This is a genomic window from Phytobacter sp. SCO41 (assembly GCF_003073275.1).
GTDB classification, from domain to species: domain Bacteria; phylum Pseudomonadota; class Gammaproteobacteria; order Enterobacterales; family Enterobacteriaceae; genus Phytobacter; species Phytobacter diazotrophicus.
Map to the genome: position 1 here is coordinate 761,419 of NZ_CP027225.1, position 14,708 is coordinate 776,126.

A 14,708-nucleotide genomic window follows, 5' to 3' on the forward strand; every position below is an offset into this window, starting at 1 on the left:
GTGCCTCTCACCTTTGATAAATTCGGTTTGCCGCTGGCGTCAACGCCAGCTTATTTCAAAATGGTGCGGAATTTTACTTCAACAGTTGCTGCTTTGTAAAGCACCGCTGCCTTTTTTGAAAGGGACTTTTGTAAGGGTGGGGAGTATACACGAAGTCCTTCAAGGGGGTGAGTAAAGTTTACAACAAGGGGCATTGATCCTACACTGCGCGGCATTGAAGCGAGGTAAAAAACAGCCATGCGTGTACTGGGAATTGAAACATCCTGCGATGAAACCGGCATCGCTATTTATGACGACAAGAACGGCCTTTTAGCCAACCAATTGTATAGTCAGGTAAAACTGCATGCCGACTACGGCGGCGTTGTGCCTGAACTGGCCTCCCGCGATCATGTACGTAAAACCGTACCGTTGATTCAGGCGGCGCTCAAAGAGGCAGGGCTGGCGGCAAAAGATATCGATGCGGTTGCCTATACCGCAGGTCCGGGTCTTGTCGGCGCGTTGCTGGTCGGCGCAACGGTCGGCCGGGCGCTGGCATTTGCATGGGATGTTCCGGCCATTCCGGTTCACCATATGGAAGGCCACCTGCTGGCGCCCATGCTGGAAGATAATCCACCACAATACCCGTTTGTGGCGCTGCTGGTCTCCGGCGGACACACGCAACTGATTAGCGTGACGGGGATTGGCGAGTACCAGTTGCTTGGCGAATCCATTGATGATGCTGCCGGTGAGGCGTTTGACAAAACGGCCAAATTGCTCGGTCTTGATTACCCTGGTGGACCCATGTTATCGAAACTGGCGTCGCAGGGGACGGAAGGGCGCTTTGTCTTCCCGCGTCCTATGACGGACAGGCCCGGTCTTGATTTCAGTTTCTCTGGCCTGAAAACCTTCGCGGCGAATACCATTCGTGAAAATGAACCGGATGAGCAAACGCGTGCCGATATCGCCCGTGCATTTGAAGACGCGGTGGTCGATACGCTGATGATCAAATGTAAACGTGCGCTGGACCAAACAGGTTTTACCCGTCTGGTTATGGCGGGTGGCGTTAGCGCAAACCGTACGCTTCGCGCAAAACTGGCTGAGATGATGAAAAAACGCCGTGGTGAGGTGTTCTATGCTCGCCCGGAATTTTGTACCGATAATGGTGCAATGATTGCCTATGCCGGAATGGTGCGTCTGAAAGCCGGTGGCGTTGCCGGACTTGGCGTAACTGTGCGCCCGCGCTGGCCGCTGGCGGAATTACCCGCTGCGTAATCTACTCCCCCGGTGGCTACGCTTACCGGGGTTATCGTTTGGTTTCCCTCTTTTTATCTTCCCATTTCCTTGCCGCTATCGTCCGCATCTCCACAGATCACTGACTATACTTTCCCCTTTGCGAGTCAAAATCGGCTGCCATAGCCGGCAGGGATGTTCAGTTATGACGCCTCTTCTACATCACCGAAAGAGGAGACATTATGAAAGCTCTCGTCTGGCACGCTACTGGCGATATTCGTCTTGATGACGTCGCCGAACCACAGATTGAACAACCCACTGATGCGGTTATTCGTCTTACAGCCTCGGCCATTTGCGGTACCGATCTGCACTTTATCCGTGGCACCTTTAGCGATATGAAAGCGGGCACCATCCTCGGCCATGAAGGCGTCGGCATTATTGAGCAACTGGGCGACCAGGTGCGTAATTTTGATGTCGGCGATCGGGTGGTGGTTTGCTCGACGCTCTCTTGTGGCTACTGCCCTCCCTGTCGCAGCGGTAACACCGCGCAGTGTGATAATGCCAATCCGAACGGCCCACAGGCCGGTACCTGTTTCTTTGGCGGCCCGCAAGCGACCGGTCCTGTCAACGGCTTACAGGCAGAAAAGGCGCGTATACCCTTTGCCTCTAATACGCTGGTAAAAGTCCCGCAGGAGGTCAGTGATGAACAGGCGATTCTTGTCAGCGATATCTTTCCGACGGGCTGGTTTGGCGCGGAGATAGCAGACATTACGCGCGGCGACACGGTGGCGGTGTTTGGCTGCGGGCCAGTTGGTCAGTTTACGATTGCCAGCGCACTGTTGATGGGCGCCGGACGCGTCATTGCCGTCGATTCACATGATGACAGACTGGCGATGGCGCGCCGACAGGGGGCCTTTACCGTTAATTTCGATAAAGAAGATCCGCTGGAAGCCATTGCATTACTCACCGGTGGGCTGGGTGTTGATATTGCTATTGACGCCGTTGGTGTTGATAGCGAGCACGCTCACCATGGCCCGGCGGCTCAGCAAGCCGAACAGAAAGCAGAGCAATACCGTCAGGAAGTGCAACAGGTGGCGCCGGACAATGCGGAGCATCAGCATGTCCAGAACGGAAACTGGGTTCCGGGCGATGCGCCGAGCCAGTCGCTGGAATGGGCGATTCAGGGGCTGAAAAAAGCGGGGACACTGAGCATTATCGGCGTTTACCCTCCCGCCGCGCAGACCTTTCCCATTGGGATGGCGATGAATAAGAATCTGACCATGAAAATGGGTAACTGTAATCACCACGCGATTATTCCGCACCTGCTGGAACTGGTGCGCGTGGGGGCTATCGACCCCACCCAGGTGCTGACTCAGGTGGAGCCATTGTCAGATGTGGTATCCGCTTATCAACATTTTGATAAGCGTGAGACCGGGTGGATTAAAACGGAATTGCTGCCTTCGCACTAACTCCCCGGCAGGCCGGGCTTCTGACACGCCCGGCCTGTTTTTTGTCGCTACGATTTTTTGCCCGGCAATATTTCACTCATCAACTGGTTTGCCGTGTCGGCGAAAATCTTCCCGGCAGAGCGATCCCCTTTGGCCATTGAGGCCATAAAGGCTTTTGCCTGTTTCAGGGTGATATGCGGCGGTAGCGGCGCCACTTCCGGATCGGTTTTCACTTCCAGTACAACGGGGCGCGCTGCTGACAAGGCTTGCTGCCAGGCAATCGGTAACTGTTGTGGATCATTCACGAAAATCCCTTTGAGGCCCAGCGACTGGGCGAAGCGGGCATAACCCACATCGGGAATGTCCTGGGTTGCCTCAAATCGCGGATTGCCCTCCATTACGCGCTGCTCCCAGGTCACCTGGTTAAGATCCTGATTATTGAAGACACAAATGATCAGGCGCGGATCGCTCCAGCTTTGCCAGTATTTCTGAATGGTGATCAGTTCTGCCATGTTGTTCATTTGCATGGCACCATCCCCGACCAGCGCGACCACCACTTTCTGCGGGTAGGCAAATTTTGCGGCGATGGCGTAAGGTACAGCGGCACCCATACAGGCAAGGCCGCCAGACAGTGAGGCGCGTTGGCCCTGCTTCACTTTATAATCGCGTGCAAACCAGTTGGCACACGAGCCGGAATCGGACGTGACGATGGCATCGTCCGGCAGCAGCGGTGACATTTCCCAGACGACGCGTTGCGGGTTAACCGGTTTGGCGTCGGCCATCGCTCGTTCCTCAAGGGTCTCCCACCATGATTTCACCCCTCTGGCAATTTCCTCTTGCCAGCTACGGTCAGTTTTATGCGTCAGCAGCGGCAGCAGTGCGCGAAGGGTTTCCGCTGCATCGCCATGAAGATTAACTTCGACCGGGTAGCGTAGCCCCAGCATTGCCGGATCGATATCGACCTGCACCGCTCGGGCCTGCCCCTCTTTCGGCAGGAATTCTGTCCATGGAAAACCGGTACCAATCATCAGCAGCGTGTCGCAATTCATCATCATGTCGTAAGACGGTTTCGTACCCAGCAAACCGATCGCGCCGGTGATAAAAGGCGCGTCATCCGGTAGTACATCTTTGCCGAGCAGCGCTTTTGCCACGCCAGCACCAAGCAGATTGGCCAGTTGCACCACTTCCAGTGCTGCGCTACGGGCACCCGCCCCAACCAGTATCGCCACTTTCTTTCCGCTATTAAGAATATCCGCGGCACGTTGCAGATCGGCCTCATAAGGCACGATTTTCGGACGTTGATAGCCCGCTCCTGAGTGGGTGAAACCATGGGTATGCGGCGGCGCCTGCCAGGGTTCGTCCTGAATATCCTTCGGCAATATCAGGACCGTTACACCGTTTTGCGCCACTGCGATACGTACGCCGCGATCGACAAGGTGGCGTACCTGGCTGGGGGAGGCGGCTTCTTGTACAAAGTTCGCCACGTCGGCGAAAACACGATCGAGGTTTAATTCTTGCTGATAGCTGGCGCCGCGTGCGGTGGCCTCTGCCTGACCGGCGATGGCCAGCACCGGAGCATGGTCCATTTTCGCGTCATACAGGCCGGTCAGCAGATGGGTGGCGCCTGGGCCTCCGGTTGAGAGACACACGCCCAACTCGCCGGTGAATTTGGCATGTCCTGCTGCCATAAACGCCGCCATTTCTTCATGGCGTACCTGGATAAACTCAATGCCATTGCCCGCTTTATTCGCGCGTTGCAGCGCACCGAGCACACCGTTGATGCCATCACCGGGGTAGCCATAAATTCGGCTGACACCCCAGGCTTTCAGGCTCTCAATGAAAAAATCACTGGTCATTTTTGTCACTGTGTTGCCCCCTGGCTCAAAAAGTTAATCGAGCGTTAAGGATAGACGACATCATCAGGATATGGGGGAGGGGCACGGGACGTGGCTTAGCGCGCCGTTACGCCTGATGCGATACAGGCGTAACGGCAGAATTCAGTCCATTCAGGCAATGAAAGGGATGAACAGGGCATTTTCCCGGATATGATACTTTTTATCCGGGAGGGGATCCGTCTACTTTTTTTTCTTCAGTTTGTGCCAGATTTTTGTCTCCTGACGACGCCATAACCGCTGAATGTTGTCGTGGTGACGTATCAGGATCAGGCAGGAGAGCATGGCAACCGGAAAGGTAAACTGGGGTTTAAACCACCAGACATAGAAGGGCGCAATCAGCGCGCTGACAATCGCACCTAACGAAGAGTAACCGCTAAGCAGGACGGTCAGCAGCCAGGTTCCCGCCATCACGCCCGTTAAGTCCCAGCCAATGGGCGCAATCGCACCAAAGGCAGTAGCTACGCCCTTTCCGCCCTGAAAATGGAAAAAAACAGGCCAGATATGCCCAAGGCAGGCGGCGATAGCAATAAGGCCAAGCCAGAAGGGGGTGATGCCAAGCGCATAGGCTCCCCATACCGGCAGCATGCCTTTTAGCACGTCAAAAATCAGTACCGTTACGGCTGCTCCTTTGCCGCCAATTCGTAATACGTTGGTCGCCCCTGGGTTGCCAGAGCCACTCTCACGTGGGTCAGGCAGACCTGCGATGCGGCAGACCAGAATGGCGCTGGATATTGAGCCGCAAAGATACGCGAGGATGATCATTCCAGGCGCGATTGCACTCATAACGCTGTTCCATTGTGAAAATGTCGTTTTATTATCTGCATCAGTGGATAATACGCATAAATTATGGAAAGTGGTATCCAGGTTAGCCAAAAAGCAGGTGGGGCGTGATGGACATTGTATTTATAGAGCAACTTTCGGTAATCACCACTATCGGTGTGTATGACTGGGAGCAGACGATTGAGCAAAAGCTGGTGTTCGATATCGAAATGGCATGGGATAACCGCCAGGCGGCAAAGAGCGACGATGTTAATGATTGTCTGAGCTATGCAGACATAGCAGAAACCGTGATTGCGCATGTCGAAGGAAGCCGTTTTGCGCTGGTGGAACGGGTCGCCGAAGAGGTCGCTGATTTACTGCTGAGCCGTTTTAACTCTCCATGGGTGCGCATCAAATTGAGCAAGCCAGGGGCTGTCGCCCGGGCCGCCAACGTTGGCGTCATCATTGAGCGTGGCAATAATCTGAAAAAAATTATTTAAATTCATAATTATTAAACCAAGCGCTAGTCTTCTGGTCATACGTCATGGCCATACGCGGCTTCCCTTGTGGTAAGCCGTTTTTTATGTCTGTTTAGGGGTTTATTTGATGAGCGATATGCACTCGCTGCTGGTGGCAGCAATTTTGGGTGTTGTCGAAGGATTGACGGAGTTTTTACCGGTTTCCAGTACGGGCCACATGATTCTTGTGGGGCATTTACTGGGTTTTGAGGGAGATACCGCAAAAACGTTTGAAGTTGTGATTCAGTTAGGGTCGATTTTGGCTGTGGTGGTGATGTTCTGGCGTCGCCTGTTTGGATTGATTGGTATTCACTTTGGTCGTACCCCCCATGAAGGCACAGGCACAGGTCGCCTGACGCTCATTCATATCCTGCTGGGCATGGTTCCCGCCGTTGTTCTCGGCCTTGTTTTCCACGATGCCATTAAATCTCTCTTTAACCCCATTAACGTGATGTATGCGCTGGTGGTGGGTGGGGTACTGCTGATTGCGGCGGAATGCCTCAAACCAAAAGTGCCGCGCGCCGAAGGGGTGGACGATATCACCTTGCGTCAGGCATTTATGATTGGCTGCTTCCAGTGTCTGGCGCTATGGCCGGGGTTCTCCCGTTCTGGAGCAACAATTTCAGGTGGCATGCTCATGGGCGTGAGCCGTTATGCGGCTTCGGAGTTCTCGTTCCTGTTGGCGGTGCCAATGATGATGGGCGCCACCGTACTGGATTTGTATAAGAGTCTTAAGTTCTTGACCGTGGGTGACATTCCGATGTTTGCCGTCGGCTTCGTGACGGCGTTTATCGTCGCTCTTATCGCGATCAAAACCTTCCTGGAGTTGATCAAACGTATCTCGTTTATCCCGTTTGCGATCTATCGCTTTATTGTCGCTGCCGCGGTCTACTTCATCTTTATCTAAATAACATGCCCTCAGTCTTTTGGCTGAGGGCAACGTTGTTCTTTCCAGTCGGCCACGGCCTGAATGCGACGGCGCGTTAACTCTTCACGCACTTCAATGCCTTTGAAACCTGCCTCAACAACCGCTTTGCTGGAGACCGCTTTTGCGACATCCCAGGCCTCACGCAGCAAACGTCCCTGCGGGTAGTCGCACGCCTCAAACCCCGCACGTCCGCGCACGTCGGCCTCGCTGGTCAGGGCGATTTGCTCAACCCGCTGCGGCTTGCGCCAGGCGTCAATCGAATCGAACAATTTAACGATGGTCTTTGGCTGCAGGATTGGGAAGGTATGGATCAGATCATGGAATTCCGCCACCAGTTTGGCCAGATCGCGGATATCGTTCGGTACGCGCAATCGCTGGCAGACGCCCTCGACAAGTTTGACGCCCGCCGGGCCATGCCCGTGATGGCGTGGCCAAAGTTCCGGTGGGGTTAACCCTTTTCCCAGGTCGTGGCAGAGAGTGGCAAAACGCACATCGACCTCAGGGCTGAGCATCGCAGCCATGCTCACGGTCATCAGGGTATGAAGACCGGTATCGATTTCAGGATGCCATTTTGCCGGCGCGGGTACGCCAAACAGCGCGTCCACTTCCGGGAATAGCACTTTTAGCGCCCCGCAGTCACGCAACACCTGGAAAAAGACCTGTGGATTACGGGTCTTGAGGGCGTTCTCCGTCTCTTTCCAGACGCGTTCAGGCGTCAGATGCGCCAACTCACCTGCGGTGGTCATATCGCGCATGAGCGCCATGGTTTCGTCAGCAATGCGAAAACTTAAATGCGCATAGCGGGCGGCAAAACGCGCCACACGCAGAACACGCAAGGGATCTTCGGCAAACGCGGGGGAAACATGGCGCAGCAGGCGGCGGTGCAAATCGTTCTGACCGCCATAGGGATCGATTATGTTGCCGTTATCATCCTGCGCAAGTGCATTGACGGTTAAGTCGCGGCGTAACAGATCTTGCTCAAGCGTTACATCCGGCGCGGCATAGCAGGAAAAACCGGTATAACCGAAGCCTGATTTTCGTTCAGTACGGGCAAGAGCGTACTCTTCGTGACTTTGTGGATGGAGAAACACGGGAAAATCGCGGCCTACCTGCTGGTAGCCCGCGTCGAGCATCTCTGCTGGCGTGGCGCCAACCACCACCCAATCTTTGTCTTTGACCGACAGGCCCAGTAACGCATCGCGAACTGCGCCACCGACCAGATAACTCTTCACGCCGCCTGACTCCTCACATCTGTGACTTTTCATTAACCTGCCTTATCGGAAATTGAGACAGGTTCTTATTTTTGCCGACAGATAATACGTAAGTGTAGAGAAGATGGCTAATCAGCTTAGTTCATCCAGCGATCTTTGCGTTTACGGCGCGGGATTAAATGCGGCAGCACAAGGCCCAGGAAGAGACCCGCACCCAATACGCCGCCGCCATACATAAACCACTGCATGATAATGGTGCGTTGTTTGTCGTCGAGTTGCAGGTTAGCGGCGTTCACTTTCTTCTGTGCGACAATAAGCTCGTTCTTAAGCTTCTGATTTTCTTCTTTCAGGCTGTTAATGACCCCATCGCTACCGGCCACTTTTTGCTGCATATCCGCCGTGCGCTGGTTCCAGGTATTGTCGATATTGTTGAGCTTATCGGTCAGGGTCTTCACCTGGTTTTCCAGTTCCGGCACGCGCGTGCGCAGGCTGGGCTGAGTATTGAGTTCTTTAAGAGGGATCCAGGCCGTACGGCCACTGCTGTCGCGTACCTGTGCGTAGTTAGACGCTTCATTGGTTTGCAACAGCACCACTTCCTCGCCGGCGTTTACCGTGCCCACGAGGCGGTAGTTATCTCCCGGGCCACTGCGAACCCAGGTGTTCAATTCATCAGAGACGTAACGTTTTTCTTCGGCATGGGCCAATGTGGAAACGCTAAGCGCAAATAAGGTCATTCCAATCAGGCGTAATTTAAGCATCAGGCGTCGTTATTATCTTTAAGCGTGAATAAAAACAGTGCCAACAGTCTGACGATAGCTGGCAGGCGGCATCAATCGGAATCATCCGGGTCGAACAAAGCGCATAAGTGAACTTTTACACCCATGATATCGCGCATTGCATGGCAATCTGACACAAAATACTATCTACTGACAAACATCGGGCGCGTTAGTTCGCCGAAATTTTGACTGATGTGACATAACCATAAGTGCAAAGCCATGGCTCAGGAAATCGAATTAAAATTTTACGTACATCCCGACAGCGTTGAAACGCTTCGTAACCATCTTCATTCGCTCACCGACGATCGCGTAGCGCCCACCCAGTTACTCAACATCTATTACGAAACGGCAGATAACTGGCTGCGTCGTCATGATATGGGGCTGCGTATCCGCGGCTTCGACGGTCAGTACGAAATGACGATGAAAATCGCCGGACGCGTTGTCGGCGGGTTACATCAACGTCCTGAATATAATATCGCGCTGGATAAACCGGAGCTGGATCTGGCTCGCTTTCCGCAGGAAGTCTGGCCGGATGGCGCGCTGCCAGAAGATCTCCAGGCGCAGACACAGCCGCTCTTTAGCACCGATTTCTACCGGGAGAAATGGCTGGTTAACGTCGGTGAAAGCCGTATTGAGATTGGGCTGGACCTGGGTGAAGTTAAAGCCGGCGAGCTGGCTGAGCCTATCTGTGAGCTTGAGCTTGAACTGCTAAGCGGCGATCCGGCGGATATCCTCAAACTTGCCCGTCAGCTCGTGACCCAGTCAGGGCTGCGTCAGGGAAGCCTGAGTAAGGCCGCACGCGGCTATCATCTGGCGCAGGGTAATGCCGAACGTCATCGCCGCCCGACGCCCATACTCAAAGTTCAACCGAAAGCCACAACGGAGCAGGCTTTTACCGCCGCGCTGGAGCTGGGACTTTCGCAGTGGCAGTACCATGAAGAACTGTGGGTTCGCGGCGATACCCGGGCCAAAGCGGACGTACAGTCTGCGATTACGCTCATTCGCCATACTCTTATGTTGTTCGGCGGCATTGTGCCGCGTAAAGCGAGCGCACGCCTGCGCGATTTGCTGACTCAGGCGGACACAACGTTGACGTCAGATGTCTCCGCAGCGACGGCCGCATGGAGCGCAGAGGCGGCAACGGCGAAACTGCTGTTGACAGAGTGGCTGGTTTCCCAGGGCTGGCGCACCTTCCTCGATGACAAAGCGCAGGCGAAATTTGCCGACTCCTTCAAACGTTTTGCCGATACCCATTTGTCCCGCTGCGCCGCTGAACTCAAAAGTACGTTCGCGCATCCGTTGGGAGACAGTTATCGCGACCAGTTGCCACGTCTGGCACGAGAAATTGACAATGTGCTGTTGCTTGCTGGCTATTACGATGCGGCGCAGGCAAATGCCTGGCTGGAAAACTGGCAAGGCTTGCTCCACGCCATTGAGACACGCCAGCGTATTGAAATCGAACATTTCCGTAACGAAGCAATCTGTCAGCAGCCCTTCTGGCTGCACAGTGGACAACGCTAACCCGGTCAAGGAACCCCCCGATGATGCCGCACTCTCCACAGCTACAGCAGCACTGGCAAACTGTACTGGCCCGCTTGCCTGAGTCATTCAGTGAAACACCGCTTAGTGAACAAGCGCAGTTAGTGCTTACTTTCAGTGATTTTGTGCAGGATAGCCTTGCCGCGCATCCTGACTGGCTGACTGAGCTGGAAAGCGCACCGCCACAGGCGGACGAGTGGAAGCAGTATGCGCAAACCCTTCGCGAATCGCTGGAAGGTGTGGGAGATGAGGCATCATTAATGCGTGCGCTGCGCCTGTTCCGTCGCCATATGATGGTGCGCATTGCCTGGGCGCAGTCGCTGGCGCTGGTGGCAGAAGAGGAGACGTTGCAGCAGTTGAGCGTACTGGCGGAGACCCTGATCGTCGCTGCACGCGACTGGCTTTACGATGCCTGCTGTCGCGAGTGGGGAACGCCGTGCAATCAGCAGGGGGAACCGCAGCCGTTGCTGATCCTTGGCATGGGCAAGCTGGGTGGCGGGGAGCTTAACTTTTCGTCCGATATCGATCTGATTTTTGCCTGGCCGGAAAACGGTTCAACGCGCGGTGGGCGACGCGAACTTGATAACGCCCAGTTTTTTACTCGCTTGGGGCAGCGCCTGATCAAAGTGCTCGACCAGCCGACGCAGGATGGCTTTGTCTATCGCGTGGATATGCGGCTGCGCCCGTTTGGCGACAGCGGTCCGCTGGTGCTGAGTTTTGCCGCGCTGGAAGATTATTATCAGGAGCAGGGGCGCGACTGGGAACGTTATGCGATGGTGAAAGCCCGCATTATGGGCGATAAGGACGATGTTTACGCTGGCGAATTACGGGCCATGCTGCGGCCGTTCGTCTTCCGTCGCTATATCGATTTCAGCGTTATTCAGTCTCTGCGTAACATGAAAGGGATGATTGCCCGCGAAGTGCGCCGCCGTGGTCTGAAAGATAACATTAAGCTGGGCGCGGGCGGCATCCGTGAGATTGAGTTTATCGTTCAGGTGTTCCAGTTGATACGCGGTGGGCGCGAGCCGTCGTTGCAGTCCCGTTCACTGTTACCGACGCTGGACGCTATCGATAAGCTGGGTTTGCTGCCGCCTGGCGATGCACCGGCGTTACGCCAGGCCTATTTGTATCTGCGCCGTCTGGAAAACCTGCTGCAAAGCATTAACGACGAACAAACGCAGACGCTGCCGACAGATGAACTCAATCGCGCGCGTCTGGCCTGGGGGATGCGGGTCGCTGACTGGGAAACCCTGACCGCTGAGCTTGAAAAGCAGATGTCTGCCGTACGAGGGGTATTCAACACCCTGATTGGCGATGACGAAGCCGAAGAGCAGGGGGATGCGCTCTGCGGGCAATGGAGTGAGTTGTGGCAGGATGCGTTTCAGGAAGATGACAGCACGCCTGTGCTGGCGCACCTTTCTGACGATGATCGCTGCCGCGTGGTCGCGATGATTGCTGATTTTCGCAAAGAGCTGGATAAGCGCACCATTGGCCCACGCGGCCGCCAGGTGCTCGACCACCTGATGCCGCATCTGTTGAGTGATGTCTGCTCCCGTGAGGATGCCCCTGTACCGCTGTCTCGCGTGACGCCGTTGTTAACGGGAATTGTCACGCGTACGACGTATCTTGAGCTGCTCAGCGAATTTCCCGGTGCGCGTAAGCATCTGATTTCACTATGTGCCGCCTCGCCGATGGTGGCCAGTAAGCTGGCGCGTTATCCGTTATTGCTGGATGAGTTGCTTGATCCGAATACCCTTTATCAGCCCACGGCGATGAATGCCTACCGGGATGAGCTACGTCAGTATCTGCTGCGAGTGCCGGATGACGATGAAGAGCAGCAACTGGAGGCGTTACGCCAGTTTAAACAGGCTCAATTGTTGCGTGTGGCGGCAGCAGATCTGGCAGGCACACTCCCCGTGATGAAAGTGAGCGATCACTTAACATGGCTTGCCGAAGCCATCATTGAAGCCGTGGTACAACAGGCGTGGAGCCTGATGGTATCGCGTTATGGGCAACCGAAACACTTACGCGACCGTGAAGGCCGTGGGTTTGCAGTGGTCGGTTACGGCAAACTGGGCGGTTGGGAGCTGGGCTATAGTTCCGATCTGGATTTGATTTTCCTTCATGACTGTCCGGTGGACGTGATGACTGACGGCGAGCGGGAAATCGATGGCCGCCAATTTTATCTGCGCCTTGCCCAGCGCGTGATGCACCTGTTCAGTACGCGCACCTCATCCGGGATCCTGTATGAAGTGGACGCGCGCTTGCGACCGTCCGGTGCGGCGGGAATGCTGGTGACCTCAACCGAATCCTTTGCCGACTACCAGCGCACCGAAGCCTGGACGTGGGAACATCAGGCGCTGGTTCGCGCCCGCGTTGTCTATGGCGATCCACAATTAAACGCGCAATTTGATGCCATCCGCCGCGATATCACCATGACCGTGCGTGATGGTGCAACGTTACAAACCGAGGTGCGCGAGATGCGCGAAAAAATGCGCGCCCACTTGAGCAATAAGCACAAGGATCGCTTTGATATTAAAGCCGATGAGGGTGGAATTACCGATATCGAATTTATCACCCAGTATCTGGTGCTGCGTTATGCCCATGCAAAACCGAAACTGACGCGCTGGTCGGACAATGTCCGCATTCTGGAAGGGCTGGCGCAAAACGGCATTATGGAAGAGCAGGAAGCGCAGGCACTTACCACCGCCTATACAACGTTGCGTGATGAGCTGCATCACCTGGCGCTACAGGAGCTGCCAGGGCATGTTCCGGAGGCATGTTTTGTCGCTGAACGCGCGATGGTGCGAGCCTGCTGGAACAAGTGGTTGGTGGAGCCGTGCGAGGACGCGTAAGTGTGCTATTATCGCGCGCAAATTTTGTATCTCTCAGGAGACAGGAATGAAAGTAACGCTGCCAGAGTTTAATCAAGCGGGAGTGCTGGTCGTAGGCGATGTGATGCTGGATCGCTACTGGTACGGTCCAACCAGCCGTATTTCACCGGAAGCGCCGGTGCCAGTGGTGAAGGTCGAAACCATTGAAGAGCGTCCGGGTGGTGCGGCGAACGTAGCAATGAACATCGCTTCTCTGGGCGCGGGCGCGCGTCTGGTTGGGTTGACCGGTATTGACGATGCGGCGCGTGCACTGAGCAAAGCGCTGGCGGACGTCAACGTGAAATGCGACTTCGTTTCTGTTCCAACTCACCCCACCATCACTAAGCTGCGCGTACTGTCGCGCAATCAGCAACTGATTCGTCTCGATTTCGAAGAGGGCTTTGATGGTGTGGATCCTGAGCCGCTGCATGAACGGATTAATCAGGCGCTGAGCAGCATCGGCGCGCTGGTGCTCTCCGATTACGCCAAAGGGGCGCTGACGAGCATTCAGCAGATGATCACGCTGGCGCGCGGTGCAGGCGTGCCTGTACTGATCGACCCGAAAGGGACCGACTTTGAACGCTACCGTGGTGCCACCCTGTTGACGCCGAATCTCTCCGAATTTGAAGCCGTGGTCGGCAAATGCAAAGACGAAGACGATATTGTTGAACGTGGCATGAAGCTGATTGCCGATTTCGACCTGACTGCGCTGCTGGTCACCCGTTCTGAACAGGGAATGACGCTGCTACAGCCGGGCAAAGCACCACTGCATCTGCCGACGCAGGCGCAGGAAGTGTATGACGTGACCGGTGCGGGTGACACAGTGATTGGTGTGTTGGCTGCTACGCTTGCCGCAGGTAATTCGCTGGAAGAAGCCTGCTTCTTCGCGAACGCTGCTGCTGGCGTTGTGGTGGGTAAACTCGGGACTTCAACGGTTTCGCCTGTCGAGCTGGAAAACGCGGTGCGCGGGCGTTCGGAGACGGGTTTTGGTGTGATGACCGAAGAAGAACTGCGCGACGCCGTGGCGGCAGCACGCAAACGTGGCGAAAAAGTGGTCATGACCAACGGCGTGTTCGACATCCTGCACGCGGGCCATGTGTCATATCTGGCGAATGCCCGTAAGCTCGGCGATCGTCTGATCGTTGCGGTGAACAGCGATGCTTCCACTAAACGGCTGAAAGGGGATTCGCGCCCGGTTAACCCGCTTGAGCAACGTATGATTGTTCTCAGCGCGCTGGAAGCCGTGGACTGGGTGGTCCCGTTTGAAGAAGATACGCCGCAGCGTCTGATTGCCTCCGTTCTGCCGGATAAGCTGGTGAAAGGGGGTGACTACAAGCCGGAGGAGATCGCCGGGAGCGAAGAGGTGTGGGCCAACGGCGGTGAAGTGCTGGTGCTCAACTTTGAAGATGGCTGTTCGACCACCAACATCATCAGGAAAATCCAGAAAGACAGAGAGAAGTAAGCAATGCGGGAGATGCATCGAACATCTCGTTATGAGGCTCTCCTCGCTGTTGACGGTGCTGCTTTTTCGACCTAAATTAAAGGAACAAGG

General features: G+C 55.2%; 11 protein-coding genes. 7 read left to right on the forward strand and 4 right to left on the reverse strand.

The window, feature by feature from the left end; all coding sequences use genetic code 11:
- The first annotated feature begins 237 nt into the window (after nucleotides 1-237).
- Together tsaD and C5523_RS03790 are read left to right on the forward strand one after the other, a co-directional pair.
- Nucleotides 238-1,251, forward strand: coding sequence for a tRNA (adenosine(37)-N6)-threonylcarbamoyltransferase complex transferase subunit TsaD (gene tsaD, locus C5523_RS03785; RefSeq protein ID WP_039078116.1), 1,014 nt, complete (start codon nucleotides 238-240; stop codon nucleotides 1,249-1,251).
- Between the two features lie 200 nt (nucleotides 1,252-1,451).
- Complete coding sequence (locus tag C5523_RS03790) at nucleotides 1,452-2,678, forward strand: zinc-dependent alcohol dehydrogenase (RefSeq protein WP_039078115.1); 1,227 nt, start codon at nucleotides 1,452-1,454, stop codon at nucleotides 2,676-2,678.
- Nucleotides 2,679-2,725: 47 nt separating this feature from the next.
- Here the strand turns inward: C5523_RS03790 and C5523_RS03795 are convergent, their stop codons facing one another.
- Entirely contained in the window at nucleotides 2,726-4,522 is a 1,797-nt protein-coding gene (locus tag C5523_RS03795) for a thiamine pyrophosphate-requiring protein (protein WP_108700617.1), read from the reverse strand.
- 210 nt (nucleotides 4,523-4,732) lie between these two features.
- Entirely contained in the window at nucleotides 4,733-5,335 is a 603-nt protein-coding gene (gene plsY, locus C5523_RS03800) for a glycerol-3-phosphate 1-O-acyltransferase PlsY (protein ID WP_039078113.1), read from the reverse strand.
- A gap of 107 nt (nucleotides 5,336-5,442) precedes the next feature.
- On the opposite strand from plsY, the gene folB reads away from it, so the two are divergent.
- Entirely contained in the window at nucleotides 5,443-5,811 is a 369-nt protein-coding gene (folB, locus tag C5523_RS03805; RefSeq protein ID WP_079497094.1) for a bifunctional dihydroneopterin aldolase/7,8-dihydroneopterin epimerase, read from the forward strand.
- Between the two features lie 106 nt (nucleotides 5,812-5,917).
- Nucleotides 5,918-6,736 carry an undecaprenyl-diphosphate phosphatase gene (gene bacA / locus C5523_RS03810; RefSeq protein ID WP_039078111.1) on the forward strand — a complete coding sequence of 273 codons (819 nt, stop codon included), beginning with the start codon at nucleotides 5,918-5,920 and terminating at the stop codon, nucleotides 6,734-6,736.
- A gap of 11 nt (nucleotides 6,737-6,747) precedes the next feature.
- On the opposite strand, the gene C5523_RS03815 is transcribed toward bacA, so the two are convergent.
- Both C5523_RS03815 and C5523_RS03820 read right to left on the reverse strand, forming a co-directional pair.
- Nucleotides 6,748-7,989 (reverse strand): multifunctional CCA addition/repair protein, encoded by a 1,242-nt coding sequence (locus C5523_RS03815; protein WP_039078110.1) that lies wholly within the window; start codon nucleotides 7,987-7,989, stop codon nucleotides 6,748-6,750.
- A 116-nt stretch (nucleotides 7,990-8,105) separates the two neighbouring features.
- Entirely contained in the window at nucleotides 8,106-8,726 is a 621-nt protein-coding gene (locus tag C5523_RS03820; RefSeq protein ID WP_039078109.1) for a TIGR04211 family SH3 domain-containing protein, read from the reverse strand.
- Between the two features lie 237 nt (nucleotides 8,727-8,963).
- Between C5523_RS03820 and C5523_RS03825 the strand changes: the two genes are divergently transcribed.
- The 3 genes from C5523_RS03825 to hldE are packed head-to-tail and all read left to right on the forward strand — an operon-like array spanning nucleotide 8,964 to nucleotide 14,618.
- The gene (locus C5523_RS03825) at nucleotides 8,964-10,265 is read left to right on the forward strand and encodes an inorganic triphosphatase (protein WP_108700618.1); all 1,302 of its coding nucleotides are present in this window, start codon (nucleotides 8,964-8,966) and stop codon (nucleotides 10,263-10,265) included.
- Between the two features lie 20 nt (nucleotides 10,266-10,285).
- A complete protein-coding gene (gene glnE / locus C5523_RS03830; protein WP_369944444.1) occupies nucleotides 10,286-13,138 on the forward strand; it encodes a bifunctional [glutamate--ammonia ligase]-adenylyl-L-tyrosine phosphorylase/[glutamate--ammonia-ligase] adenylyltransferase in 2,853 nt (950 codons plus the stop codon).
- Nucleotides 13,139-13,184: 46 nt separating this feature from the next.
- Complete coding sequence (gene hldE / locus C5523_RS03835) at nucleotides 13,185-14,618, forward strand: bifunctional D-glycero-beta-D-manno-heptose-7-phosphate kinase/D-glycero-beta-D-manno-heptose 1-phosphate adenylyltransferase HldE (protein ID WP_108700619.1); 1,434 nt, start codon at nucleotides 13,185-13,187, stop codon at nucleotides 14,616-14,618.
- Nucleotides 14,619-14,708: the final 90 nt, after the last annotated feature.

What these genes read in the sequence shown, in the direction of transcription:
- plsY (WP_039078113.1), bottom strand. Translation starts at nt 5,335, where the DNA reads ATGAGTGCAATCGCGCCTGGAATGATCATCCTCGCGTATCTTTGCGGC.
- folB (WP_079497094.1), top strand. Translation starts at nt 5,443, where the DNA reads ATGGACATTGTATTTATAGAGCAACTTTCGGTAATCACCACTATCGGT.
- C5523_RS03825 (WP_108700618.1), top strand. Translation starts at nt 8,964, where the DNA reads ATGGCTCAGGAAATCGAATTAAAATTTTACGTACATCCCGACAGCGTT.
- bacA (WP_039078111.1), top strand. Translation starts at nt 5,918, where the DNA reads ATGAGCGATATGCACTCGCTGCTGGTGGCAGCAATTTTGGGTGTTGTC.
- glnE (WP_369944444.1), top strand. Translation starts at nt 10,286, where the DNA reads ATGATGCCGCACTCTCCACAGCTACAGCAGCACTGGCAAACTGTACTG.
- C5523_RS03820 (WP_039078109.1), bottom strand. Translation starts at nt 8,726, where the DNA reads ATGCTTAAATTACGCCTGATTGGAATGACCTTATTTGCGCTTAGCGTT.
- C5523_RS03790 (WP_039078115.1), top strand. Translation starts at nt 1,452, where the DNA reads ATGAAAGCTCTCGTCTGGCACGCTACTGGCGATATTCGTCTTGATGAC.
- tsaD (WP_039078116.1), top strand. Translation starts at nt 238, where the DNA reads ATGCGTGTACTGGGAATTGAAACATCCTGCGATGAAACCGGCATCGCT.
- hldE (WP_108700619.1), top strand. Translation starts at nt 13,185, where the DNA reads ATGAAAGTAACGCTGCCAGAGTTTAATCAAGCGGGAGTGCTGGTCGTA.